This is a genomic window from Leisingera sp. MMG026 (genome assembly GCF_021654205.1).
Taxonomy (GTDB): domain Bacteria; phylum Pseudomonadota; class Alphaproteobacteria; order Rhodobacterales; family Rhodobacteraceae; genus Leisingera.
This window is the reverse complement of record NZ_JAKFZM010000007.1, coordinates 1-24,233: the sequence shown is the minus strand read 5'-3', so window position 1 is coordinate 24,233 and position 24,233 is coordinate 1. Positions and strand designations below refer to the sequence as shown.

Below are 24,233 nucleotides of genomic sequence, written 5' to 3'. Positions count from 1 at the left end.
TCTCTCTGATCACGCTCAGCGTATGGAATCCAAGGGGTTTTTGATGAGCAGCACCACAGAGAGAGCGGTTGCATTCGTTTACAAACGGTCGTTTAGTAACGGTATATGAAATTGCAAACGGCCGATTTTCATGCCCCTGATAGGCTATGCGCGCGTATCCACAGAGGATCAGACCCCCCTGCCCCAGTCTGAGGCCCTGCAAACTGCGGGATGCGTCGAGATCTTCGAAGAGCACGCCTCAGGCGGCAATCGTGCCCGGCCGGTGCTTGCCCGCTTGCTGGAGCGCATTAGCAAGGGCGACACGCTGGTTGTCGTACGGATCGACCGGCTCGCACGGTCTCTGTCGCACCTTCTCGAGGTGATCGAACGGTTGGAGGCCAAGGGGGCGTTCTTTCGTTCCATTCAGGACCCGATCGACACCGGATCCCCGCAAGGCAAGTTCACGCTGCAGGTTCTGGGCGCCGCGGCCGAGTTCGAGCGGGCGCTGATCCGGGAACGTACCAAAGCAGGGCTGGCGAGCGCCCGTACCAAGGGCCGGGTCGGCGGGAACCCTGGACTGCGGGCCAAAGACCCTGCTGCTCTTCGCAAAGTACGGCTGGCGCGACAAGACGGCTACATGGAGCGTCTGAACGAGACGGCACAAGATTGGGTGCCCCATGTGCGCCGGTTGCGACCCGACTTGGCCTGGGAAGACGTGGTGCGCATCATCAACGGCCCCTTGCCCGAGGCGCGTCGCTGGACCCAAAGCCGTCTCTTGCGCGCTGTGAAGGCCTATGTCGGCGACGGCTTCCTGCCGGCCGAGGTGCTAGCCCGCGCCGGGCGCCGCGAAACCGACGACCGTCTGCCCGCCATCGTCGCCGGCATCAAGGGCGCGGACCCCGACATCACGCTTCAGGCGATCTGCACCCGGCTGGAAGCGATGCGCGAACGCACGCCTCGTGGCCGAACAAGATGGCAGCCGTCTTCGGTGAAAATGCTGTTGGAGCGGGCGGAACGACTTGGCCTCATGCCGTACGAATCGAGCCAAAATCAGATGTAGCTTCTGACCCGAATCCAAAAAATTTCACCGGGAGAAAACTCCGCAGGAGGCAGAAAGTGCCATTAGTTGCTTGGGGTTAGCTGCTAATATGCCAACTCAACAGAGTAGCGGCTCGATTTGGTTAGATCTGCATTTAATATATCTATATCAATGACTTGCTGAGTTTTTTACACGACAACACCTATAGGTGTTGTGGATAACTTTCACACTACATTTAGATTCTTCTTGCCGGACTCACTGGATCGTGGCATTCCCATTCTGACGGCAAAACGCGTCAGACACGCTGTACACCGTCAGAATGACTAAGAGCCTCAACAGAGGCCGAGAGTGGGCGGCAGGACATGGATGATCGTAACATTGGATACACGCAAGGCATAGGCTCTTCCGATATCGGAGCATTTGCCAACAATCTGGCTGAGTCTTTGGATCGCCAGATGAAGATCGCTTTCGAACCCGAAGAACGAAAGTCCCTACGTCGCTTCAGTTCCACCGAAGTCGCCGGCCTCCTGCGCGTAAGCACATCTAACCTGCGCAACCGGCACAAGGACGGCAGCTTCCCGGAAGTGCATACAGACAACCGCGGACACCGGTTCTACACAGCCCAAGAGATTGATGAGTTGCGCGATGTTCTTGGACGCACTGGAAAGAACGCAGAAAGCTACCGCCCAGGTCGACGTGATGGCGATCGTCTCCAGGTGATATCCGTCGTCAACTTCAAAGGCGGCTCATCAAAGACTACTACAACGATTCATCTTGCGCAAAGGTATGCCTTGCGCGGTTACCGCGTGCTGGTCCTAGACCTCGATCCGCAAGCAAGTTTGACCACGTTTTTCGGCTTTCGGCCCGAGCTTGAGTTCGCCGATGGCGGCACAATCTATGATGCTTTGAGATATGAGGACCAAGTTCCTCTCTCGAACGTCATCCAAAAGACCTACTTCCATAAGCTCGACATGGTGCCCGCCGGTTTGATGCTCTCGGAGTACGAAACCGAGACCGCAAACGCTCTCGCCCGTCGCGTACAGCCCATCTTTGCAGAGCGCCTCGCCTTGGCGCTTGAAGAGGTTGAGGCAAACTACGACATCGTCCTGATCGACTGCCCGCCTCAGCTTGGGTTTCTAACCCTGACTGCGCTGGCAGCGTCGACGGGGCTTTTGGTTACCGTGGTACCTGGCATGCTTGACATCGCATCCATGAGCCAATTCCTGAAGCTTGCTTCAGAAACGGTCAAGGCCGTGGAGGAAGCCATCGGTCGGCGTGTCACATGGGATTTTGTCAAGTTCCTGATTACCAGATATGAACCGTCGGACGGTCCGCAGACCCAAATGGCAGGCTACCTGAGATCAATTCTGGCAGGTCAGGTCATGACAGAGCCAATGCTGAAGTCTACGGCGATCTCCGACGCGGGGATGACCCAGCAGACCGTCTACGAAGTCGATCCAAGCCAATTCATCAGAAAGACAATTGATCGCGCCCTGACCAGCGTGAATGGCGTTGGCGATGAGCTAGAGCAGACGATCCAAATGGCATGGGGGCGTCGCTGATGGCCCGAAACATCTTCAACCAGCCTCCAAGGAATGAGACGGAGAGCGGAGCCCCCTCCCCTACCCCGCCAAAAGCGGCAAAGCTGCCGGGATCTGTTGGAGGATTGCGCGACTCTTTGCGCGAGATCACAGCAAACTCGATTCGCGATATCGAACCCGATCAGATTGACATGGATGGGCTGCGCGATCGGTTGGTGCTGGAAGATTCCAGTATCGATGAGTTGGCCGAGAGCATTCGCAAGCATGGCCAACAAGTGCCCATCATGGTCCGTCCATCAGCCCAACCGGACAGATACCGCATCATCTACGGCCGCCGCAGGCTTGCGGCGATCCGTAAGGTCGGTGGAACGGTCAAGGCAATTGTTCGAACCTTGGACGATGACGCATCTCTGATCGCTCAAGGCCAGGAGAACAACCTCAGGCTTGATCCGTCTTTTATAGAAAAGTCTCTTTTTATCAAAGAGATGCAAGAATCCGGGTACAAACCCGGTGTCATTCAAGATGCTCTAGGTCTGACCCGGCAAGGCGTATCCAACCACAGGGTCGTCATAGAACAACTGCCAGACGGTCTTGTTCAACTCATCGGGCCAGCACATGGGATCGGACGACGGCAGTGGGGTGATCTAGCTGCCTTGTCGGTGAAGGTAGATTTGGTGGACATCGCCAAAGAGGCGCTCGCCGCCCTGCCCGACGACACTCCTAGTTCCGAAAAGTTCCAAGCGGTCTATTCGGCTTGCTCGAGCAAAGCACGTAGCGACAAGAAGCCGCCCAATCGTGGGCTGACTTCGGTCATCAATGATGAGAACGGCAGTTCATTGGGCACGCTGACAATCGATGAGAAGGCGATCGCGCTCAAGGTCACCAAGAAGGACAATCCAGAATTCGGCCAATGGCTCGAAGAGCACGCGGAAGCTACGCTTTTGCAACTCTTCGTACAGTGGCGGAATGAGAGAGGCTCTGGGTCCTAACCCAGGCCACACAGAGCAACACGAGCAGAGGAGAAAAGCGAAGACCCGAAAGAAAAGAGCCCCCCAAAGTTTCCCCTGGAGAGCCCTCATCATCTGATTAGCATCTTTGATGTAGCAACCTCCAGCATACCGGTCAAGAGTCACCGATTCGGTGGACTGATATTTTTTGCCTTTTTCCGCGAAAATTCGAGGAAAGAGACGGGGAAGTTGTGGGCCGAACGGTCGTCGTGAACAAGCCATGGCATTTACAAAACTCTCGATCGAAGCCGCAGGTGCTGATGCAACCCGCGGCTCATTTCCCCCATCTGAAACCGACGTCTGGACCATCTTCAGAGCCCTGAGAGATGCACGCAGCGTGTTTGGTCTACGTCCTGGCCACATACAGACACTTCAAGCAATGCTCAGTTTTCTGAAACCTGGCCATGGCGAAACGGTTTTTGCGTCTAACGATTCACTTTGCCAGCGCGTTGGCGGAATCGACGAACGGACACTCCGGAGGCACATCAACCGCTTCGTTGAACTCGGATTCATCAAGCGCAATGACAGCTCGAACCGAAAGCGCTACCGCGTTCGCTCATCCGGCGGGGAGTGCATCAGTTATGGATTGTCTCTCACCCCCCTGCTCCAACGTGCGAGCGAGCTTATAGCCATCGCGCAAGAGATGGAGAATAACCGGCGAGATCGGATATTTGTCCGCAAACAGATCCTTACAAAGCTCGCCCATTTGGAAGAGCACGATCCTAGCAACGCATTCATCAACCACGCACGGAAAGCTCTACGCAGGAAGCTGAGCCTCCCCGAATACCACGCTCTGCTCGCCAATACAGATGCAGAATGCCAGAGTTTGTCTACCCCGGATGACCCGCCTGAAACTATGGAATTGCCCGCCAATGACGGACAAACTGTCCGGCATCAATCTAAGTCTGAAGAAGAAAAAAAAGATTTAGATAGCAACATAGGCCTTGAGGCCCTGAAACCAGACTTGCTGACCTCAGTCTGCGATCAGGCGACATCGTTCTCCACAGAGAGACTTAGAAACTGGTTGGACATTGAAAACCATGCTCGAACACTTGCACCCATGATGGGCATTCACCCAGAGACTTTCGAGAAAGCCAAGAATGCTGTAGGAGCTCAGAAAGCGTCATGCGCGATCTTCATCATGCTACAGCTTGGAAAACGCATCAGGGATTTTGCAGCGTATTTTCACAGTATCACCCTGGGTCAAAGGCAAAACCAATTTGATCCATTAGCTTTGATCAAGCGACTGTCCGAAAACAATGAGCGAACTGTCTAATGTCCACCGCGGTGGACTTCGAACGAGAATCGGCGCTTGTGGCAACCAAAACTGTCCAAACGCACATAGCGGCGCGTGGTGGTTCTTCAGTTTATCTCAGACCAGCAGATGTCCACCGCGGTGGACAAGTGACACATGAGCAAGCCTTGATGAAAATCTGGCCGCCCATGGAAGAAATCGGCGGCCAGGCATTACACCCTAAATGCCTAAAGTTATTGTGGGAGGTCACCGTCTCCAAAGAGGTTTGGAAAGAGCCGCTCTCGATAATCCAACGGAAACGCCAACCGAACCGGCGTCTTCGGCGAGGCGGACCTCAGGTATCCGGCGGCGGTCAGTTTACTCAGCGTGTTGCGAGCAGTACGCTCGGACGTCTTGAGCACAATCTGCGCATCGCCTCGTTCCAGTGCCCCATGCCGAAGAACCGCCGAGATTAGTTCCGGCGCTCGCTTGTCATCGATGGTATCTGCAACAAGACGACGATACCGTTGGTCTAGTCCGCCGAGATCGAACAATCTTGCTGAGAAGGTGATCTGGTCGAGCGTCACCTTTAGGAACCATTCACTAAACGTCTTCAGTGCCGCTTCTGACAGGTTCCCCCGTCCGTCGCGGTCTCCGCGGCGTGGACTGTCGGCCAGATCCATCATCCGTTTGTACTCGCCCCGATCGGTTAGCCCGCGGGCCAGCCCACGTGATACGGACCAGAGCCCTTGGCCACCAATCCCCGCTGTGAGGGCCATGGCATGAGACATCAGTCTGCTGACACGGCCGTTACCATCCGGGAAAGGGTGGATGTAGTTGAGCCGGTGATGCGCAGAGGCGATCGCGATGATCCGTCCGCTCGAAGACCGCGCCGCAATCTGAAATCGTTTGTCGAAATGGTCCATGAATGCCGCGACGCGCGACGATGAAGGAGGTAGGTGGCGCCCGACCGCAACTTCCCGATCATCATCCTGGCGCATGCGTCCCGGAACGATGGGCTCTTGTGTGCCGTCGGGATGTTCGATGACCCGAAACTCATCCGGCATCTCGTCGTAGAAGCTCTTATGGACCCAAGTCAGGAATTCGACGGATGTGGGGCGGGGCAGGGTGCCCTTGCGATGCATCTCGTCGATGGCCCGTTGAACGATGACGTGCGCCCGGGCCTCAAGGGCGAGGGGACGGGTTTCTTCCTCAAGCTCGGCGCCAGCCAGCGCCCTTTCGATGTCGCGGGGGCGCGTGTTGTGTCCTTCGATCAGGTTGGAGTAGTAGCAGTTCATCACACGGACGAGATCGGCAAGTTCGGCTGCGCTGTCAGGATGCAACCCTTGTCCCAGCCCGGTGGCTTCCCTCTGGATGTCGACCGAAAGGTCTGCCAGTTCTGTCGGAATATGCTCCTCGAAGAAGCAGGGTTCGATCCTGGCGGGTGTTTCCAGCATTTTGCCGATCTTCCATGTTTGCAAAGTAATTGAAAAATAAACACATTTTGTACTTTTAAGCAAGGTTTTGCCGATATGCGTTGCCGATCTTGGTTGCCGATCTAGAATTGCTGCATGAAATCAATGGCTTCGGCAGATGTGCCGGGCTTTTCGGTTTTGTTGTGTGCCCAAAGGGGCCGAAAAAAGAGAAAGTGTTCTTCGGGTTTTGTGACTGACGGATGAGGACCTTTGGGGTCCCTCAGATGGGTCCGGGCCGGATTCCGGTCTGTCTTTCCTGATGAAGGGCATTCCCATGCAAACAGGTGTCTTGCGCGTGCTCCGCGCAACCGCTGCCTCGTGGTGGCGGCATAGAGAGTTGCGCCGAACTGGCCAGACGTTGCTGGCACAGCGGCTCGAACGCCAGACCGTCCTGCGTGATCTCGGCTATCTGAAGCAGGCCGCGTCATTACCAAACGCGCATGTGATCTGCGGAGAGGGCGGGACATTCATCCATCTCGGCTGGACCACCGTTTCGACCTTCGCGCTGATCGAGCGCTTTCCCTTGGCCACTCTTGCGGTCGCACGAGGAACCCCGTTCATCGATATCCGACCCATCAGTGACGTCATCGCCTTCGCGAACTTGCCGTGCGTGGCGCGGGACGGATCGGTTGACCCTGAACCTTCGGGTTCCGGCAAGTCCGTCTCGCTGACCACCTACATCGACATGGTCGAAGGGCTCGGCGCGAGGATCCTCAACGATCCGCGGTCCCATCAGTCAGCCTGATCACCACTTACTCTCACCAAAACTCGAAAGGAGGCCAGCCATGGCCCGATCCCGCACGCCCAAATTCGATGCCTCCGAGGTCATCACAAACGAAATCATCCGCATCATCGAGCGCGGCGTCCTGCCGTGGCGCAAGCCATGGACCGCAGGTGGCAGCTCTCGTCCCCTGCGCGTGGGCGGAGAACCCTACCAGGGAGTGAACAACTTCCTGCTGACGATGCGGACCGTGATGGCGGGCCACAGCTCACCTTTCTGGATGACGCTGCCGCAAGCCAATGCCTTGGACGCAAAGGTCCGCAAGGGCGAAAAATCCTCTGTCGTCGTTTATTACGGTCAAAGCCGGAAAGATGCGGGCGCAGATGAGCATGACCGCAGCGACGGGGATGATCACTCCGAGGAAGCCCGCATCTTCCGCTTCCAGAAATCCTACCGCGTGTTCAATGCCTGCCAAATCGATGGCCTGCCCGACAGTTTCTTCCCCGACCCGGAGCCCGTGCCCGAGCATGCGCCGTCCGAGCCCATCCCGCACATGCAGACCTTCTTTGATGCGATCGACATCACAACCGTCTTCACGGGCACGGAGGCGTACTATTTGCCGCCCGTGGACAAGGTCTACATGCCGTCCATCACGCGGTTCCAGGACCCGCGCAATTTCTACGGGGTCTGGGCCCATGAGCTGGCCCATGCCACGAAAGCCCCGCATCGGCTGAACCGTGATTTCGGGTTCTCGAAGTTTGGCAACACGTCCTATGCGCGCGAGGAGATCGTCGCGGAATTGACCTCGGTGTTCCTGGGTCAGACGCTCGGCTTCACGGCGCATACGCTCGAGATGAATGCCGCCTACCTCCACAACTGGTTGCGCGTTCTTCGGTCGGACAAGGGTGCGATCTTCAAGCACGCCGCGGATGCGCAGCGCGCCTGTGACTATCTGATCGCACAATCTGAGGCGGGTAGGGCAGGGCGCAGTGCCGAGGCCGCCTGACCACACGGAGAACGGAGACTCGCATGTCACGCAAGGAACCCAAGACGCTGCGGGTGGCCTGCTTCGAAGACGGCCGCCGCAAGATCATCACCTTCAAACGCGGTGCCTATTGGTGGAGCCCGTCCGAGGGCGCTTACCCGCTCTCGGCGGCACTCGAGAGCATCAAGGAACAGGGCGGCTGGATCGAAACCATCCCCAACCCGAACTACAGAGCCAGAGGGCTGTTCGGGTAAGGCGCCTTCTGCTTCGGTCCTTCCGCCAAGCAGAAAAGTGAAAGCGGGCTTTGGGAAGGGTGTTTCAACTTCTCAAAGGAGATCCCATGTCCATGACCGTTCAATCCCAGCCAGACCGTCCGGATCCGACCGTGATCGCGGCGCAAAACGACGCGTTTCGCAAGCTCGCGTGCCTTGGAGTGGCGCCCGCGCAGCCCACCCAGGGCCGAATGCATGTCACCCGCTCGCTTATGGAGGCCGGTGACGGCTTCATGGCCGAGGCGGTGAAGGCCACCGGTGCGTTCGATACATTCGAGCCTGAGAATGATCCCGAGGGATGGCACGATTTTGGCGCGGTCGAGATCCGGGGCGAGACCGTGTTCTGGAAAATCGATCTCTATGAGGCAGATTCGGATTTCCGCTACGGGGCCGAGACCCCGGACAATCCTGCCACAACCATGCGCGTGCTGACCATCATGCTGGCGCGTGACTGGTAGGGTAGGAGGGCTTCCCAAAGTGTCGATCTGAAAACTCAAGGCCCACTGACCCCTCAAAGGGAAAGTGGGCCTTTTGTCTTGGTGATCCCTGAAGCCGGGGATTGGTCACGCGCGTGAGCGCGCGGGCCACACCTCACCCTCCTGGAAGGATATCCCATGACCACAAGCTTTGCTCCCCTTACCGTCGCCATCGGCGATCTGATCCCGCATCCCGCCAATGTGCGCAGCAACGCGCCGGAAACCTATGACCCCGAGAACATCGCGCATCTGAAGGCCAGCATCGCTGTGCTGGGCCTGCTCCAGCCGCTCTTGGTCCAGAAGCTTGACGGCAAATATGCTGTCCTCGCCGGTGGCCGACGCCATGCTGCGCTGAAGGAGCTGGTCGCCGACAAGGCCACCAAGGGGTTCATGGCGAAAACCAAGGTCGACTGTCGCCTTGTCCCAGACGACTGCGACGTCACCACGGCGCTGTCGCTCGCCGAGAACATCACCCAGGCACCGATGAATGCCATCGACGAGTTCGAGGCTTTCGCCCGGATGATGGAGGTCGACAGCCAGACGCCCGAGACGATCGCAAAGACCTTCGGCGCCACGGTGGCGGCCGTGAAAGGCCGGTTGCGTTATGGCCTTATCCACCCCGACATCCGCGCCGCAGCCCGGGGCAAGGTGATCACGCTCGACACGATGAAGGCCTTCGCCGAGCACCCGAGCCAGGAGGCGCAGCGCGAGGTCTTCGAGGCGCTCACGAAAGACGGCGGCTATCTGCAGGCCTACACCGTCCGTCAGGCCCTCAAATCCCGCGGCGTGCAGGTCAGCGATGATATTGGGGCCTTTGTGCGCGCGGACTACGAGGCGCGGGGCGGTGCTGTCGCGGCTGACCTTCTGGAAGAGCATTCCGTGCTTGAGGATGCAGCACTGGTCGAGACCATCCTGCTCGAGAAGCTCGGTGCCGCCGCCGAAGAGGCCCGTATGAGGCTGGGCTTTGCCTGGGCCGATGCGATGGTCCGCTATGATTACGCGACCATGGCGGACTATGGCCGCGTCTATCCCGGCCCGATTGAGCCGGATGAAGCGGCCCAGAAGCGCATCGATGAGATCACCGCAGAACTCGAGAAGCTGCAGCTCGAGATGGAGGATGAGGGGCTCGAGGACGGTGCCTACAATGCCCTTTACGAGCGCGTGGACGCCTTGGAAGAAGAAGTGCGCGATCTGCAGGAGGCCTACAGCGCCGAGGACCTCGCGCGGTCCGGGGTGATCGCGTCGTGGCAGGGTGGGCAGGTCACGCTCCATGTTGGCCTCGTCCGCCCCGAGGACACCGTGAAAGTGGAAGGCGCGCGCGGCTCGTCGGTCAACCCGACGGGGGAGGAGGCACCGGACGCCGGCGAAATCACCTATCCAGCCTCGCTGGCTGAGGACCTCAAGACCGAGCGGGCCATGGCCCTTGGCGCCGCGATGGCGCTGCATCCGGAAGCCACGCTCGATCTGACGCTCTTCAAGCTGGTCAGTGACGTTCTGGCCAGCGGAATGAGTGTCACGCAGGCGATCAAGATCGATGCCCGCAAGGAATACCGCAGCCATGCCAAGATGGACGAGATCGACGAGACCTCGCTCGAGCAGGTGGCGGCGGCGCATGATGCGCTTGATCTCTCCTGGCTCGATGACACCCGCGCGCCCGCCGATCAGTTCGCGGCGTTTCGCGCGCTGGAGGCAGGCGAGAAGGCCAAGCTCGTGGCCTATGCCACCGCCAGCACCACGCAGTCCTGCTTCGCGCGGGATCCTCGGCGCGACAGCCTGATGCATGCGTTCGAGATCGAGATCATGCCCGACATTCGCGCATATTGGACGCCGAATGCGGCGCTCTTCAACCGCTTCAAGAAGGCCTGGCTCCTGAAGATTCTCGGCGAGGATCTGGGTCTCGCCCAAGAGGCGGTGACGCTCGCCTCGTCGAGCAAGAAAGAGATCGTCGCCTTCTGCGACAAGCTCTTCGCCGAGCCTTTCGCCACACTCACGGACGCGCAGCGCGCTGCCGTGGCCACCTGGTGCCCGCCCATGATGCAGACCGCCGGTGTCGCCTGTGATGAGGCGGAGCCCGCTGCGGAAACCCCCGAGCCTGACAGCGAGGTCGCGCAAGCGGCCTGAGTCCTCACGCGACTCGCGCGAGGCATTCCCCGCGCGGGTCGACCCTCCCACACCCAACCGAAAGACATCCTCATGGCTATTCTCAAGTTCTCTGCGTCCGCTGTTGCGGAACAGATCGCCCATGCGCGCGCCTGCAAAACCTTCTTGCCCAACTGGAACGGGCCCGTGGACAGGCCCGCCCTGATCCTCATCGTCGGCAATGGTGTGCATCTGCGCTCAAACGGCATCGATGGCACGACCACCCGTATCGTCACCACCGAACAGGCCGATCCCTCCTTCGCTTTCGCCGACGGCATGAACCCGTTTCGGGACACCGACTGGATGGCGCAGCGCCGCATGGCGTTTCGCGATCTGACCGGCCAGTTCTATACCGACATCCTGGATGACGTGCAGGTGCTCATCGACCGGGGGCGGGGGGCGATCCGGCTCGCCACCGATGGCCACAGCATCCGCGTCTTCGTGCGCCGGGCCTCGGATTATCTCATCGGCGGGACCTACGAGGTGCCGTCAGGCCTCGGCGGCACCTTCCGGGTCATCCTCAAGGATGCCTGCGACACCTTCGCGATCGTACAGAACTGCGGCAATTGCGAGGATTTTGACGCCATGCAGCCCTACCGCGTGCCGCTCGATGCGCTGATGGAAATCGATGACCGGAGGGCGGCGTGATGGGTTGGCTCTTCTACACCGACGGCCGCGTCCAGACCTACGCGGATGAGAAAGCGGAGATTGCTCGGCTGTGCACCTTCGAGGGCGAAAGGCGCAAGACGGAACTGGTCAAAGCCTGCAAGGTGGGTTCGACTTGGTACGCGGCGGCAAAGGTCACAAATATCGACGGCACCCCTGTCGAAGACACGACCTATGTCACCGATGCGGATGGCTCCATCACTTTCGCCGCCGTATTCCTTACCCGATATGATGACGGCTGCTGGGGCTACAAGGACATGGAGGAAAGCGCGGGACCGGTCGAATCCCGCGCGCCACTGAGCCTATTGGCCCTGCTGTCCGAGCTGAAAGACCCAGACAGCTATGCTCATGCCTGGCGCCAGCGCTGCCAGGACTGGGCTGCGATCCCGGACTACGAGGAAGGCGACAAGATCAAGCTCGCCACCCCTGTGACGCTCACCGATGGCAGTACCTGCCAGATTGTCACCGCGACCCACTACAGGCGCGGGCGGCAAAAGCGCCGCTGCTACCGCATCGAGGAAACTGGTGGGCTCGTACGCCTGTCGAAGGCCTCGCTTGCGGGCTCGGAGCTGCTCAGCTCCACGAAAGGTGCGGCTAGCCCGGTGCTGGCGGAGTTCCTGGCGGGGCGAAATTAGGTCCTGCGCCGGACGGTTCATCGACCTGCCCGGCGACAGCAGATGCTGCGGCTTGTCTTGACAAGGCAATGCAAATGCATTACCTATCGCGGGCAGCAAAGCCCCTTTTCTTCAGGAGACTGCCATGACAGCCCTCGCACAAGATGTCTCGAAACTCACGGATCGGTATCAGACGACCGTGCCGGCGGGTGTGCGCAAACAGCTCAAGCTGGGCAAGGGCGACCAGATTCGTTACTGCACCGAGCCGAGTGGCAGGGTCTATATCGAGCCCGTGCGCAGCGACGAGGAAGATCCCGTGCTCGGAGCCTTTCTCGATTTTGTCGAGGCCGATATCAAGGCGCATCCGGACCGCATTCGGGCTTTCGATGGGGCTTTGCATGACCGTCTTGCAGCACTGGTCGGAGACGTTGATGTCGATCTCGATGCGCCGCTATCGCTCGAGGATGAATGAGCGGCGATAGCGTGCCCGCCCAAGCGCCCCTTGTCGTGAATGGATGGTCGATTTATGCGCACCCACTCTTTCTGGACCAGCTCGAAGGGCTGGTCGAGGAGGTAGAGGCGCGTAAGGCTCGCGATCCCAAGACCTGGCACAAGAAAAACCCAACGAAACGGCTGGCCGCCATCTTCAAGCTGGTCACCGAGGCCATACCTGCAGATCCGGGTGCCGCCGCTTTCCGGCAAGGCGGCACACTAGGCGATCACCGCAAGCACTGGTTCCGGGCGAAATTCTTCCAGCAGTATCGGTTGTTCTACCGGTTCAACAGCGATGCGAAGGTCATCGTGGTGGCATGGGTGAACGACGACAAGACCCTGCGCGCCTATGGCAGCAAGACGGATGCCTATGCGACGTTCAAAGGGATGCTGGAAGATGGCAACCCACCTGACAATTTCGACGCGCTCTTGAAAGAAGCTGCAGCGGCAGGCAAGCGGTTCGAGAAATCCCTTGAAGCGGTGCCCGATCGGTAAGTGGGCCAGCTTGCTATGACCCTTTGGCAACATCATTTACGACGCCACGCTCGAAGATGTAGCATCGGCTGATAATGCGGTCGGAGAAAGCACAATGAATGAGACGGAAAAGGATAGGCAGCACCTCGGTCTAGAGGAGCAATGCGCGCCTGACCTGACGGGGCACCGTTTCCCAATTGCTGTGCGCGTTGCAGACATGCCCGATGACCTCGGCAAGCTGCTGGATATCGGGCTCGAGGAGCATTTCCGTGGCCGCTGAAGCGAATTCTTATGACACGTGGTTTTGCGCGCAGGTGCAGGCCACGCTGGAGGATGCACGCTCGGGAACATCTCAGGTTCAGGTGATGCAGGCCGCACAGGCATTGATTGATGCGAAGCGGCAGGTCGAACCCAAGTCCTGACCAAGCCTTGGAGGTCAGCGCGGTCTGACTACGTCACCCTGAAAAGCGAAAGCGGGCTTTTTGTCCTTTGGAACTCAGACCCTGATCCAAAGGAAAATCCCCATGTCCAAACCCAGAACGGCCAACCCGGCTCTCGCAATCTCCGAAGCCGATCTCGCCTCTGCCCTCGCGCAAATCGGCACGGAGGTCGATGACCAGCCCCTGCGCAGTTCAGCGCTCGCGCGTATCATGCGCGAGACGTTTCATGGCAGCGATGCCGGTGGCGCCTGGGACTGGCGCATGGCCTATGACATGATGCAGGCAGCGGCCATCCAGGTGCTTCTGCGTGGGGCCGGTGCCACAGCAGACATCGCCAACGCAAAACTCCTCGCCTCACGTCTCCTTACGGAAACCCGCCGGTCAGAGCAGCAGATCCGTCTGCAGCAGTTTTCCACGCCGCTGGCATTCGCGACCACGGCGGTGCGGGCCGCGGCGATCCGCAAGGGCGAGACCGTTCTGGAGCCCTCGGCGGGCACCGGTGCACTGGCCGCTTTTGCCGCCCGGGCCGGTGCCACGCTTTTGCTCAACGAGATCGACCCCTTTCGCCAGCGCCTCCTGCGCGCGGTTTTCGGCGGCGAGGTGACGGGCCATGACGGCGAGCATATCGATGATCTGCTGCAAACGCCGGTTCTACCCGACGTCGTGGTGATGAACCCGCCCTTCGCCTCCTCGGTCGATCGTTCCCGGGACAAACACATCGCCGCCAAGCATCTCATCGCGTCTGCGAAGCGTCTGGCACCCGGCGGGCGGCTGGTGGCGATCATGCCGCCAGGATTCACGCCCGAACGCGATGCCGCGCATTGGTCGCGGGCCTGCGGTCTTCTGACGCCGCGCTTGGCGCTGACGATGCCGGGGCAGGTCTACCGCAAGCTCGGCACCTCTGTCGAAACCCAGCTGATGGTCTTCGACAAGGTGCAGGACGATGGCGAACTCATCCGCGCCGCGGTTCAGGATCTGGAGGAAGCCTTGGCATATGTCGATGCCGTGGCCGCAACCCGGATCGAGATGCGCCCCGCCCAGCGGGCTGAAGCGATCCCTCAAGCGCGACCGACCGTTCGATCATCTGCCCCGCGCAAGACCGCCGCTTCGCCTGTCGCCGCCTCCAAACCACGGCCCAATACCGTCCGTCCGCTCAGCTTCACAAGCCTTCAGACCCCGCGCGACAACACGCCCATCTCTGACATCTATGCGCGCTACCGGCCGCAGCGGATCGAGATCGCGGGTGCGCAGGAACATCCCACGCCGCTCGTCGAGAGCATCGCCATGGCCTCTGTCGCGCCGCCGGTGCCCTCAGGCGCGGCCAGTGCGGAATTGCGCCTGCCCGCGAAGCTGATCGAGGAGGGTCACGTCTCCGAGGCGCAGCTGGAAACCATCATCATGGCACATGATGCCCATGGGCGTGATCTGCCGGGGCGGTTTATGATCGATGACGACCAAACCAAGCTGACGCGTGCTGATGATGACCCGGACGCATGGGCCTATCGCCTCGGCTATTTCCTCGGCGACGGCGACGGCACCGGTTGCGGTAAGGGACGCGAATGCGCGGGGCTGATCCTTTTGAACTGGCTTTCCGGGCGCAGGAAGGCGATCTGGGTCTCCAAATCCGCCACGCTTATCGAGGACGCGATCCGCGACTGGACCGATCTCGGCGGCTCGCCCGCCGACATCCAGCCGCTCTCCAAATGGAAACCGGACCAGCCGATCACCGTGACCTGTGGCATCCTCTTCGTCACCTACGCCACGCTGCGGTCTGCGGGCAAATGCGGCACCACGCGACTGAGCCAGATCCTCGACTGGATGGGCGCAGACTTTGACGGCGTTCTTGCCTTCGATGAGGCCCATGCCATGCAGAACGCGGCCGGGTCTGAGCAGGGCAGGGGGGTCAAACCCTCCCAGCAGGGCCTTGCGGGCCTGCGGCTGCAACTGGCAGCACCCCGCGCTCGCGTCTTCTACATCTCGGCCACGGGTGCCACGAGTGTGCACAACCTGGCCTATGCCGCGCGGCTGGGGCTCTGGGGGCAGGGCCCCGAATACCCCTTTCCGAGCCGCGAGAGTTTCGTCTCGGCGATGGAAGCCGGCGGTGTCGCCGCCATGGAGGTGGTCGCGCGCGATCTCAAGACGCTCGGCCTCTACACGGCGCGCGCCCTCAGCTTCGACGGCGTGGAGTATGACGTGCTCGAACACGCGCTCACTTCGGCCCAGATCGAGATCTACGACGCATACGCGGCTTCTTTTCGGACGATCCACCACAATCTCGAGGCCGCGCTGACCGCGACTGGCGTCAACGGTGCCTCGGGCGAGACCAATGCCTCGGCAGCACGCGCCTCGGCCAAGTCCCGCTTCGAGAGCACAAAGCAGCGTTTCTTCAATCATCTGCTGATGGGCATGAAGGCCCCGACCATCATCCACGCCATCGCGGACGATCTGGCGGCAGGCAAGGCTTGCGTCATCCAGGTGGTCTCGACGGGTGAGAGCCTGTTGAAGCGTCGGCTTGAGACGATGGACCCGGAGGATGAACTCGTCGAGGGTGCCTTGACGCCACGCGACTATGTTCTCGCCTACCTCGAACAGACTTTTCCGATCCATGCCCAAAAGCTCGTGGAGATCGACGGCAACATGGTGGCTGAGCCGCTTCGGGATGAAACTGGCGCGCTGGTCGTCTCGCGCGAGGCGCTCGCTCTGCGTGACGCGGCCATGATGGAGTTGATGACGCTGGCGCCGATCCCCTCGGCGCTGGATCAGATCCTCTGGGCCTTTGGCGACGAGGCCGTGGCAGAAGTCACGGGGCGGTCCATCCGGCCCCTCAAGGCCGAGGATGGTCATCTCTTCATCGAAAAGCGCGCCGCCAGCAGCAATTCATCCGAAACCCAAGCCTTCATGGACGGTGATAAGGATATCCTTATCTTCTCCGATGCGGGCGGTACGGGCCGGTCGTATCATGCGGCGCAAACGGCGAAGAACCAGAAACGGCGGCGGCACTACCTGCTGGAGCCCGGCTGGCGCGCCGATGCGGCCATCCAGGGGCTCGGCCGCACGCATCGCTCTGCCCAAGTCAGCGCGCCCTTCTTCCGGGTCTGCACCTCGGATGTGCATGGCGAAAAGCGTTTCACCTCGACTATAGCCAAACGCCTCGACCAGCTGGGGGCCCTGACGAAGGGTCAGCGCGAGACCGGCTCGCAAGGCATGTTCCGGGAGGAGGACAATCTCGAAAGCCCGATCGCGCGGGCCGCACTACGTGGGTATTTCGCCGATCTTGCCGCCGGGCGGGCCGAGGCGATGAGCTACGAGAGCTTCACCGACTGGACCGCCCTGCGGCTGATCGACAAGGACGGGGTGCTCCTTGAGGAGCTTCCCCCGATCCAGCGGTTTCTCAACCGGGTGCTTGCCCTTCCCATCCACATGCAGAACGCACTCTTTGCCGAGTTCATGCGCCGGATTGCCGATCAGACGGAACGGGCGCGCGCGGCGGGCACGCTCGATCTCGGCGTGGAAACCCTACGCGGCGACAAGATAGAACAGGTCTCCACCGAGGATCTCTGGACCTGCCCGAAATCCGGCGCCGTGACGCGGATTATCGGGCTGGAGGTCACCGACCCAGTGTATGTGCTGGACGCCGAAGAGGCCATGTCGCGCAATCCCGACAAGTTACCGATGGTCAATCGCGCCTCCGGTCGCGCGGCGCTCATCTCGGCGCGCCCCATGCAGATGTATGACGAGGATATCGTCACGCTCATGCGCAAGGCGGTGCGGCCCAATGGCTCCAGCTACCTCGAAGAGACGCGCTTCGAGTCCTCGGCTTGGGAAGAGATCGACAGGCCCGAGTTTGCACGGCTTTGGGATGCCGAGGCAGCGTCCTTGCCAAAAACCACCACAACCAAGCTCTACCTGCTGACCGGGCTGCTGTTGCCGATCTGGAAGGACATCCCGACCACGAATGAACGCATCTACCGCGTCACGCCGGACGGGGCGACCGCCATGATCGGGCGCACGCTGAGCGAGGAAGGGGCGGCCGCGCTGCGCGCCAGCTTCCTCGTCTCCAACCCGCAAACGCCACAGGAGATGCTGACCGCCGCCCTCGGCACCACCGCGCCTGTCGATCTGGGCCGGGGTCTCACCCTGACCCGTCGCCGGGTCGCAGGCGAGATGCGCCTTGAGCTGGGCGGTGCGGACAAGGGCATGATCGAAGGCCTCAAGGCGCTCGGCTGCTTCACGGAGATCATCGCCTTTCAGTTGCGGGTGTTTCTGCCGCATGGGGACGGGATCGACACGGGCCGCATTCTGACTCGGATCTTGGGGCATGCACCAGATGCCGCTTCAGTGGCAGCAGAATAGGCAATGGGGGGAAAGATCATGACACTCGGAGAGATCAAAACCGCCATCGATGCAGGCCAGACCGTGCACTGGGCCAATACCGGCTACGTTGTTCACAAGGACAGCCTCGGCCAATACCTGATCACGTTTGAGCCGAACGGCAGCACCATCGGGCTGACCGACCGGAGCGGGCAGCGGTTGAACGGGGAGGAAGCAGAGTTCTTCATCGCGGGATCGGAGGAGGTCGACGAGAATACCCAGGACAGCCATCCGAGGCCAGACGAACAGGGGAGGGGCGTCGTACCCGGCGGGAAGGTGGCACAGTCTTTCAGGCGTCAGCGCTGAACTGAAGGTTGGGAAGAAAGGAAAGCGAGCTTTCTGGTTTGTGATCCCTCAAGGGGTCGAGAAAGCAATCCCGGTTGCGTTGGCAAAAACGTCAGGCACCGGCCAATCCAAAAGGAACCATCCCATGTTCGCAGGAACCCTCACCCGCAATGTCGAGACCGCAGCCGCCGAGTACACCGGCATGATCCATTCGACGCGCTTTGACATCGCCATCCAGATCGAGGCACGGGCCAAGATGTCCGCTCGCAGCCCGGATTACGACGTGACGGCAGTCAACAAATCAGGCCGCAAGGTGCGTATCGGCACGGCCTGGAACGAGACCGGCAATACCAGCGGCAACCCCTACATCTCGATGCAGATCGATGTCGGCCTCGGCCCGTTCCGGGTCAACGCGGTGCAGACGAAAGAGGCGCGCGCGGCCCAGAGCGGCGAATTCGAGATCATCCCGCTGGTCTCGAACGGCCTGATGAAATCCGGCTCGATCTCGGGCGAGCTCACCGCCATGGACGCTGACAACGCCTTCACGGGCTACATCGCCAACATGATGTTCGATCTGGAGTTTATGCTGATCGAGAACAGCTACAAATCCGAGGAGACCCACCCCGATTACCGCATCGAGGTCAGCTCGCCCCGGGGTAAACCGATCCGCGTCGGCTCGGCGTGGATGGCCAAAAGCAGCCGCACGGGCAATGACTACCTGTCGCTGCTGATCAACACGCCTGATGGCGACTTGCGCGTCAACGCCGTGCAGAACGAAGAACAGCGCGGCGGAAAGACCTTCTCGATCATCCCGTTCATCGACAGCGGTGAGCAGCCGCAGGACGCGGGCGCGGGGCTCTCCTTGGTCGCCTAATCGGCGCGCGGGGGGGAGACGATCTGAACCGAAAGGGGAGCCGTGGGATCACGGTTCCCCTTTTTCCATGTCCGTTTGCGTGAAGGACGTCCCCCGCTTGCGATCAGGTGCAAATGTGATACAATAATATATTATCGATACATCGAGGGCGGGCACGTGGCGGCTAGATCAGGGACGGTTCCATGGTTTGACAACTTTGATGTTGAGGCAGAGGTTGCAGATCTCCTCGCCCATATCGAGCGCTGCACCGGATTCGCGCTACCCGCCCGAAAGCGTGAAGTCATCATGACCCATGCAAGGGCAAATCTCGACAGGACAAGGCAGGCACATCTGGAGGACAAGGCGGCGAGAAAGCCGGTGTCCACATCGCGGCGTGCGTATCTGACCGACCTGCAGGACACGATTTTCATGGCGATCCCGGAAGAGAACCTCGCGCGGATGCCGCTGAGCGAGCAGGTTCTCAACGACCCGTCATTTTACGCTGGCGCCATGCACAGCGCCGCTGCGATCAGCGAGGATGAGCTTTTCATGGCGCTGTCCTCTTCGCTGAAAGACATGAAAGTCCAAGACGCCCGCGCGTTCGTCTCGAAGCTTTGGCACGGCACGATTGACGACAACGCCCGCAAATACGCCGAAGCCCTGAAGCGCCCCGAGCGTGAAATCATGCCGCTGCGGCCTGGGAACACCCTGTAAAATCGAGGCCGCTCCCCTGGCTCAGGCTGTGATCGGATTTGCCGCCTTGGCCACCGGTCCCTTAGGCGTATCGCCGGTAGCGCGCGAAAGCGGTCCATATTTTTTGAAGAGCTGTTCCATAGTCATCAAACTTCAGGTGAAAGAGTGAACAGCGGGATGCTAATGCGGCATCTCCACGACGGAAACTCCTGGAATGTTCTTGCGTGCAAGCTCCAACAGGTGCGCATGGTGCGTGAAAATGATTGCCTGACCGCTCCGTCCGATCTCGGCACAGAGATTCAATGCGGCAGATGCACGGGTATCGTCGAAGGTTTCCATAATATCGTCGAGAACCATGGGCAGGGGGCCCGGATCACGCGCGAAGCTGCGGTAACCGGCCAGGCGCAGGGCAAAATATAATTGGCCCATGGTTCCAGTGGACATGTTTTCGACCTTCACGGGGCCGCCGCCGGGTTTGATGCCGACCAGCTTTTCGCCCTCGGATTCACTCCAGACAACGACTTTTTCCCATTCCTTAGATGTCATGGTGACAAAAGCTTCTTCCACGTCTTTCAGCATTGCGCTGCTTCGTTCGGCAGCCAGGCGCTTTAAGGCACCCCGCGCAGCCAATATCCCGAGCCTTGCGACAGCCGCATGCCTTGCACCGTTTCGTAACTCTTCGAGGATCGTGGCCTGTTCGGTGATCAGATCGCTGTTGTCAGCGGCATGAAAAGCTTCCTCGTAAAGGCGTTCTTTTTCATTCATTTCCTTCAAAGCGGCATCCCGTGCCGTTTGCGCATCGTCAAGTTTTTGCTGCAGTTCCGCTTCTCGCGTTACATCGGGCAATCGCGTCAGCTCTTCGTCAAAGAGCGTACGATCCACGCCGTCGCGCGCCTTATTGCGGCTCGTGTCCGCATTGGCCCGGTCTTCGCGCAACTCGTCGCGTTCAGCTAGAATCCCCACGCGCTCCGTCGGCGAAAGATCCTCACCACCTTGTCCTTCAAACAAGTTTTCCAGCTGGGTTTGCGCTTCGTCCCGGGCAACTATCGCACGCTTTCGGCCTTTGACCTCCTTGTCGAGAAGGTCTTCTTCTCGTTTTCTCACACGATCCGCCTCAGCGGTTTTGGTTACACGCGCACGAGCGCGGTTGATGATGGGAAGTGGATCGTCTTTCGGATTGTAAGGCTCCTCCAGGATCTCCGCCAATCGTGCGGCACTCCTTGCCAGGGTGGCAACGGCGCGTTCCAGGGCTTCAACACGTCCCGCCAGGCTTCTGTGATTACTGTGAACCTGTTGCAGCGTGCGCAGGTGCGGCAGCGCTGCTTTCACGCCCGTGGCCGAGCGATCAGGAAGAGGTCGCGCCGAGGTCAGCGTTTCCAGTCGGTTCAAGGCTGCCTTATGATCTGTCTCGGCTTGGGATACAGCTTTCTGGTAGTCGGCAATGCTACGTTCCCCGCGACGCCAGTTCTCCCATGTCTTACGGACACTTTCCTGAAGTGTGAGAGCCTTGCCAACCCGCTCAGGGAGGTCACTATCTTCACCTTCAAGGGCGACTAGGCGGGCTGCTGCCAGCAGTTCGTCAAAGGCTGCCTTGCGGCGCTTGGCGCGGTCCTCAAAGGCATTCTCCGCAATAGTGACCTCAGTTGCGATCTCAGCCGCCGCCGTCAGGCTGGTAAGTCTAGCAGCAAACGCAGCCGGCCCCGTATCGACGGGAAAGCCCAGGGCAGTCGCGAGTGAGCCGCCCCGCTTGGTCAAAGCTTCGTGTTTTCCGGTGAGTGCTTCGAGTTTGTCTTTTGCCGTGTCACGTGCGGCTTTTGCGGTGCTTTCCTGTGCGCGCGAGTTTGCAAGCTGTTTGCGCGCCTCCGTGCCCATCAGATAGCTCGTTCGGGCGCCATCATCTGCATGCATGGCCTCCTCAAAACGCTCCGCGGTTTTGTCGGAGAGACTGCCACGATGGGATTGCCAGGCTGTGTCACGCTGACGACGGGTTTCTTCCGTCGCTGCAGCGTCAATCGAATCCGGCGCGCTTTCGTCGGCTTCGCGTTTTGCGCGCGCGGCCTTGTAGTCCGCTTCGCGACCTTCCAAATCTTCTGTGGCGGAAACGATGTTGGCATTCAGGGTGTTCCATTCCCTGAGGATTTCATCGAGACTTTCACGTGCAGGCAGGCCGTTCTCGATAAGTGTCTGCCAAGAAGCAGGTAGACCCGAAACTGCTTTGGCTAGCCGGGCGAGTTCCGATGCGAGGTTATGTTCAAGACCTGACACGTCCGAAACTTTCTGCCATGCGTCAAACGCGATCTGCAGGTGAGACAAGTCCTTTGGTTCGGTTGGAGTATCCCCCAGCTGATCGCGTGCGGTCTTCAACACGTTTGAAGCCGCTCGCAGCTCGCCCTCGCTGGTTTGACAGGCCTGTACCGCATCCGCGAGTGTCTCCAGTTCTTCGGTCGTCAGGACCAAGGCCTCTACAGGCTCGTCACTTACCGCCAACGCTGTCAGAATCTGTTTTATCTGGCGGCCCGCGTCATCGCGCTCACCTGCGCGCTTTTCCAGATCCGATCTGGCCGTGTCCGCTCGGGAGGTGAGGGACGCCCCATCGATTCTGATTTGATCCAGCTCTGTGAGTTCCGCTTCGAGATGTCCGGCAGCCGGGTCAGCCTCATTTTCTGAAATGACCGCTTCATGGCGCGCAATTCTGTCATCGGCGCCTGCGATACTTTCTGCTTTCTCCGATAGGGTTGTCACGAGTGTGGCGACTTGCCCATCCGTGCCCTTCTTCAAATTCGGACCTTCCGGAAAATCGGCAGAAAATTCGTCGATTTTCCGAATTTCCTCCGATTTGTCATACCAGGTCTGCGCCGCCGCTCCTGCTGCCTGCCGTTTTCGGGCACGCGTGAGGTCGGTGTCCGCCTGTTCGAAAGCCTTTTGCGCGGTCTCTCTGTCTTTCCGAAGAGTGCGTTCCCGATCCGGCGTGAGACGTTCCGTTCGAAGTGCCTGATGGATCTCTTTCAAGTGGTCTTTGCCGGTTTTGAGCGCCGTACCTCGGCCGCTCTTCTTGTGAAACTTTTCGGCGCGGGCTGTCATGTCTTCCAGTGTCGTCGCCATACTGGTCAGGCCTGATACACCCGCATGCAGAAGCTGGCCCAGGTCGCCTTTTGCCTCGGCAATCCGTTCACCGCCTTTGCGGAGTCCTTCGTCGTTGAGTGAGAACCTTTCGACATAACCCTCCATGGAAAGGCCATGGAGCGCACTTGAAAGAATGGCTTCGTCGACCGGGCGGTCCTGATGATCAAGCAGGGACTGGGTGCGTTTGCCATTTCGGCGCAAAACTGTCACCCCGCGTCCGGGGATACCCAGCTCCGCTCCGACCAAAAGGTCATTGCGTTCAAACCTGAAAGCGTACGGGTGGGTTCCTGCTTTCATACCAAAGAGAAGTTCCAGAAACCCGTTAAAGGCCGTGGATTTTCCCGATTCATTCGGTCCATAGATTACGGTGACATCAGGTTTGCCCTCGGCTGGTGCCGGGAGCACGATCTCGGCGCCGTCAAAACGGCCATAGCGAATGAGATCAAGCCGGTTCAGTCTCATTCCGCGGCTCCTGAGTGCAGAGACAGCGTAACTTCAGTAACGGCCTCCTCCAAAAGGTCATCCAAGGCGTCTTCAGATAATTCGTCGGCAATTTCACGGGGCATTGCGTTTCTGAGTTCTTCGAGGATCTCTTTGGTGGCCAGCTGGAAGCCCGGTTCGGTGAGCTCGGCCCGCATCAGGCGCACTAGGTCATCCGCCTTTGCGTCGATCAGTTGTTTGGGGGCAACCACTTTGATTTTGTCGATAAACACGCGCTCGATGTCATCGAACAATTCGTTCGCAAGGGCCGTCAGTGTCTCAGCAGTATGGTGGCCTGTGGCCACCTGCAGACGCACCGCTATGCGGTGTTCTGGATGCTGCACCCCTTGGAGTGCACACCGAAGCGCGCTCAAAACTTCCTGAACATCTGAAGATTTACTGAGATCCAAAGCGCATTCGGTGAATCTCAGATGTCCAACCCGATGCCGTTCGATATTCGGAGTGTCATCATCAAGCTCGACAATCGCGACCGTACCGCCGGTAAGTTCTCCGAAGTGGCGTGGTTGCGGAATGCCCGGCATGACAGCGAGAACTGGGCCTGATGTGCGCTCAAAGGGGGCATGGATGTGGCCGAGGCACCAAAGGTCATAGCCATGTGCCAGCAGATCCTGCTCGGAGCAGGGAGCATAGGGATCGTGACCTGGCGAGCCATCCAGCGACGTATGCATCAGTCCGACGTTTTTCCGGCCAGCCACCGGCGCCGGGTAGTCGGGCAGGAAGCTTTTTGAGACATGCGCCGTGTCGAAAGACAGTCCGTGGAACCACACGCCACCGATTTCCACGCTGGGCTCGTTCTTGTGCAGCAAATGAATATTCGGACCCAGGTTACCGTGGGCTCGGTGATCGAGAAGGG

Annotated in this window: 21 protein-coding genes and 1 pseudogene; 19 read left to right on the top strand and 3 right to left on the bottom strand. The window is 59.8% G+C overall.

Annotation, left to right across the window (positions count from 1 at the left end; genetic code table 11):
* The first annotated feature begins 130 nt into the window (after window positions 1–130).
* The 4 genes from L1069_RS05205 (at window position 131) to repC (ending at window position 4,842) form a co-directional block, all read left to right on the top strand.
* Window positions 131–1,039, top strand: coding sequence for a recombinase family protein (locus tag L1069_RS05205; RefSeq protein ID WP_024099421.1), 909 nt, complete (start codon window positions 131–133; stop codon window positions 1,037–1,039).
* Between the two features lie 341 nt (window positions 1,040–1,380).
* The gene (repA, locus tag L1069_RS05200) at window positions 1,381–2,580 is read left to right on the top strand and encodes a plasmid partitioning protein RepA (protein WP_024099294.1); all 1,200 of its coding nucleotides are present in this window, start codon (window positions 1,381–1,383) and stop codon (window positions 2,578–2,580) included.
* Window positions 2,580–3,548: a plasmid partitioning protein RepB gene (gene repB / locus L1069_RS05195; protein ID WP_024099295.1), complete on the top strand. Its 969-nt coding sequence runs from the start codon at window positions 2,580–2,582 to the stop codon at window positions 3,546–3,548. Before repA ends, repB begins: the two co-directional genes overlap by 1 nt.
* Window positions 3,549–3,786: 238 nt before the next feature.
* Window positions 3,787–4,842 carry a plasmid replication protein RepC gene (gene repC, locus L1069_RS05190; protein WP_024099296.1) on the top strand — a complete coding sequence of 352 codons (1,056 nt, stop codon included), beginning with the start codon at window positions 3,787–3,789 and terminating at the stop codon, window positions 4,840–4,842.
* Between the two features lie 212 nt (window positions 4,843–5,054).
* Here repC and L1069_RS05185 read toward each other — a convergent pair whose 3' ends face one another.
* Window positions 5,055–6,257 carry a Fic family protein gene (locus L1069_RS05185; protein WP_024099297.1) on the bottom strand — a complete coding sequence of 401 codons (1,203 nt, stop codon included), beginning with the start codon at window positions 6,255–6,257 and terminating at the stop codon, window positions 5,055–5,057.
* Window positions 6,258–6,549: 292 nt separating this feature from the next.
* Here L1069_RS05185 and L1069_RS05180 point away from each other — a divergent pair, with 292 nt between their 5' ends.
* From L1069_RS05180 to L1069_RS05110, 15 genes are all read left to right on the top strand, one after another.
* On the top strand, window positions 6,550–7,020 hold the full coding sequence (locus L1069_RS05180; RefSeq protein WP_024099298.1) for a hypothetical protein: 471 nt from the start codon (window positions 6,550–6,552) through the stop codon (window positions 7,018–7,020).
* A gap of 40 nt (window positions 7,021–7,060) precedes the next feature.
* On the top strand, window positions 7,061–8,002 hold the full coding sequence (locus tag L1069_RS05175; RefSeq protein WP_096705139.1) for a zincin-like metallopeptidase domain-containing protein: 942 nt from the start codon (window positions 7,061–7,063) through the stop codon (window positions 8,000–8,002).
* A gap of 23 nt (window positions 8,003–8,025) precedes the next feature.
* Window positions 8,026–8,235 carry a DUF6330 family protein gene (locus L1069_RS05170; RefSeq protein ID WP_040182663.1) on the top strand — a complete coding sequence of 70 codons (210 nt, stop codon included), beginning with the start codon at window positions 8,026–8,028 and terminating at the stop codon, window positions 8,233–8,235.
* Window positions 8,236–8,321: 86 nt separating this feature from the next.
* A complete protein-coding gene (locus L1069_RS05165; protein ID WP_024099302.1) occupies window positions 8,322–8,711 on the top strand; it encodes a DUF3768 domain-containing protein in 390 nt (129 codons plus the stop codon).
* A 156-nt stretch (window positions 8,712–8,867) separates the two neighbouring features.
* On the top strand, window positions 8,868–10,850 hold the full coding sequence (locus L1069_RS05160) for a ParB/RepB/Spo0J family partition protein (protein ID WP_024099303.1): 1,983 nt from the start codon (window positions 8,868–8,870) through the stop codon (window positions 10,848–10,850).
* 72 nt (window positions 10,851–10,922) lie between these two features.
* Window positions 10,923–11,516, top strand: coding sequence for a hypothetical protein (locus L1069_RS05155; RefSeq protein ID WP_024099304.1), 594 nt, complete (start codon window positions 10,923–10,925; stop codon window positions 11,514–11,516).
* Window positions 11,516–12,169, top strand: a complete 654-nt coding sequence (locus tag L1069_RS05150; protein ID WP_024099305.1) for a hypothetical protein — start codon at window positions 11,516–11,518, stop codon at window positions 12,167–12,169. The genes L1069_RS05155 and L1069_RS05150 overlap by 1 nt, the downstream gene beginning before the upstream one ends.
* A gap of 124 nt (window positions 12,170–12,293) precedes the next feature.
* The gene (locus tag L1069_RS05145) at window positions 12,294–12,620 is read left to right on the top strand and encodes a type II toxin-antitoxin system PrlF family antitoxin (RefSeq protein ID WP_005668772.1); all 327 of its coding nucleotides are present in this window, start codon (window positions 12,294–12,296) and stop codon (window positions 12,618–12,620) included.
* Window positions 12,617–13,135 (top strand): type II toxin-antitoxin system YhaV family toxin, encoded by a 519-nt coding sequence (locus L1069_RS05140; protein WP_024099306.1) that lies wholly within the window; start codon window positions 12,617–12,619, stop codon window positions 13,133–13,135. Before L1069_RS05145 ends, L1069_RS05140 begins: the two co-directional genes overlap by 4 nt.
* Before the next feature lie 94 nt (window positions 13,136–13,229).
* The gene (locus L1069_RS05135) at window positions 13,230–13,394 is read left to right on the top strand and encodes a hypothetical protein (protein WP_009819683.1); all 165 of its coding nucleotides are present in this window, start codon (window positions 13,230–13,232) and stop codon (window positions 13,392–13,394) included.
* Complete coding sequence (locus L1069_RS05130; RefSeq protein ID WP_024099307.1) at window positions 13,384–13,536, top strand: hypothetical protein; 153 nt, start codon at window positions 13,384–13,386, stop codon at window positions 13,534–13,536. Before L1069_RS05135 ends, L1069_RS05130 begins: the two co-directional genes overlap by 11 nt.
* Window positions 13,537–13,638: 102 nt before the next feature.
* Window positions 13,639–17,907: a strawberry notch family protein gene (locus L1069_RS05125; RefSeq protein ID WP_096873514.1), complete on the top strand. Its 4,269-nt coding sequence runs from the start codon at window positions 13,639–13,641 to the stop codon at window positions 17,905–17,907.
* A gap of 18 nt (window positions 17,908–17,925) precedes the next feature.
* Complete coding sequence (locus tag L1069_RS05120) at window positions 17,926–18,231, top strand: hypothetical protein (RefSeq protein WP_024099309.1); 306 nt, start codon at window positions 17,926–17,928, stop codon at window positions 18,229–18,231.
* 124 nt (window positions 18,232–18,355) lie between these two features.
* Window positions 18,356–19,084 (top strand): DUF736 family protein, encoded by a 729-nt coding sequence (locus L1069_RS05115; RefSeq protein ID WP_024099310.1) that lies wholly within the window; start codon window positions 18,356–18,358, stop codon window positions 19,082–19,084.
* A 285-nt stretch (window positions 19,085–19,369) separates the two neighbouring features.
* Entirely contained in the window at window positions 19,370–19,777 is a 408-nt protein-coding gene (locus L1069_RS05110; RefSeq protein WP_040104417.1) for a hypothetical protein, read from the top strand.
* Window positions 19,778–19,936: 159 nt separating this feature from the next.
* Here L1069_RS05110 and L1069_RS05105 read toward each other — a convergent pair whose 3' ends face one another.
* Together L1069_RS05105 and L1069_RS05100 are read right to left on the bottom strand one after the other, a co-directional pair.
* Window positions 19,937–23,341: an AAA family ATPase gene (locus tag L1069_RS05105; protein WP_024099312.1), complete on the bottom strand. Its 3,405-nt coding sequence runs from the start codon at window positions 23,339–23,341 to the stop codon at window positions 19,937–19,939.
* Window positions 23,338–24,233: pseudogene (locus L1069_RS05100) on the bottom strand (hypothetical protein); the annotation flags it as partial. The gene L1069_RS05105 and the pseudogene L1069_RS05100, both read right to left, overlap by 4 nt.

Bases quoted from the DNA above. Each gene is read 5' to 3' on its own strand.
- L1069_RS05155 (WP_024099304.1), top strand. From the start codon at position 10,923: ATGGCTATTCTCAAGTTCTCTGCGTCCGCTGTTGCGGAACAGATCGCC.
- L1069_RS05150 (WP_024099305.1), top strand. From the start codon at position 11,516: ATGGGTTGGCTCTTCTACACCGACGGCCGCGTCCAGACCTACGCGGAT.
- L1069_RS05185 (WP_024099297.1), bottom strand. From the start codon at position 6,257: ATGCTGGAAACACCCGCCAGGATCGAACCCTGCTTCTTCGAGGAGCAT.
- L1069_RS05145 (WP_005668772.1), top strand. From the start codon at position 12,294: ATGACAGCCCTCGCACAAGATGTCTCGAAACTCACGGATCGGTATCAG.
- L1069_RS05160 (WP_024099303.1), top strand. From the start codon at position 8,868: ATGACCACAAGCTTTGCTCCCCTTACCGTCGCCATCGGCGATCTGATC.
- L1069_RS05175 (WP_096705139.1), top strand. From the start codon at position 7,061: ATGGCCCGATCCCGCACGCCCAAATTCGATGCCTCCGAGGTCATCACA.
- L1069_RS05125 (WP_096873514.1), top strand. From the start codon at position 13,639: ATGTCCAAACCCAGAACGGCCAACCCGGCTCTCGCAATCTCCGAAGCC.
- L1069_RS05205 (WP_024099421.1), top strand. From the start codon at position 131: ATGCCCCTGATAGGCTATGCGCGCGTATCCACAGAGGATCAGACCCCC.
- L1069_RS05180 (WP_024099298.1), top strand. From the start codon at position 6,550: ATGCAAACAGGTGTCTTGCGCGTGCTCCGCGCAACCGCTGCCTCGTGG.
- L1069_RS05110 (WP_040104417.1), top strand. From the start codon at position 19,370: ATGACCCATGCAAGGGCAAATCTCGACAGGACAAGGCAGGCACATCTG.
- L1069_RS05120 (WP_024099309.1), top strand. From the start codon at position 17,926: ATGACACTCGGAGAGATCAAAACCGCCATCGATGCAGGCCAGACCGTG.
- repC (WP_024099296.1), top strand. From the start codon at position 3,787: ATGGCATTTACAAAACTCTCGATCGAAGCCGCAGGTGCTGATGCAACC.
- L1069_RS05135 (WP_009819683.1), top strand. From the start codon at position 13,230: ATGAATGAGACGGAAAAGGATAGGCAGCACCTCGGTCTAGAGGAGCAA.
- L1069_RS05170 (WP_040182663.1), top strand. From the start codon at position 8,026: ATGTCACGCAAGGAACCCAAGACGCTGCGGGTGGCCTGCTTCGAAGAC.
- L1069_RS05115 (WP_024099310.1), top strand. From the start codon at position 18,356: ATGTTCGCAGGAACCCTCACCCGCAATGTCGAGACCGCAGCCGCCGAG.
- repB (WP_024099295.1), top strand. From the start codon at position 2,580: ATGGCCCGAAACATCTTCAACCAGCCTCCAAGGAATGAGACGGAGAGC.
- L1069_RS05140 (WP_024099306.1), top strand. From the start codon at position 12,617: ATGAGCGGCGATAGCGTGCCCGCCCAAGCGCCCCTTGTCGTGAATGGA.
- L1069_RS05105 (WP_024099312.1), bottom strand. From the start codon at position 23,341: ATGAGACTGAACCGGCTTGATCTCATTCGCTATGGCCGTTTTGACGGC.
- repA (WP_024099294.1), top strand. From the start codon at position 1,381: ATGGATGATCGTAACATTGGATACACGCAAGGCATAGGCTCTTCCGAT.
- L1069_RS05165 (WP_024099302.1), top strand. From the start codon at position 8,322: ATGTCCATGACCGTTCAATCCCAGCCAGACCGTCCGGATCCGACCGTG.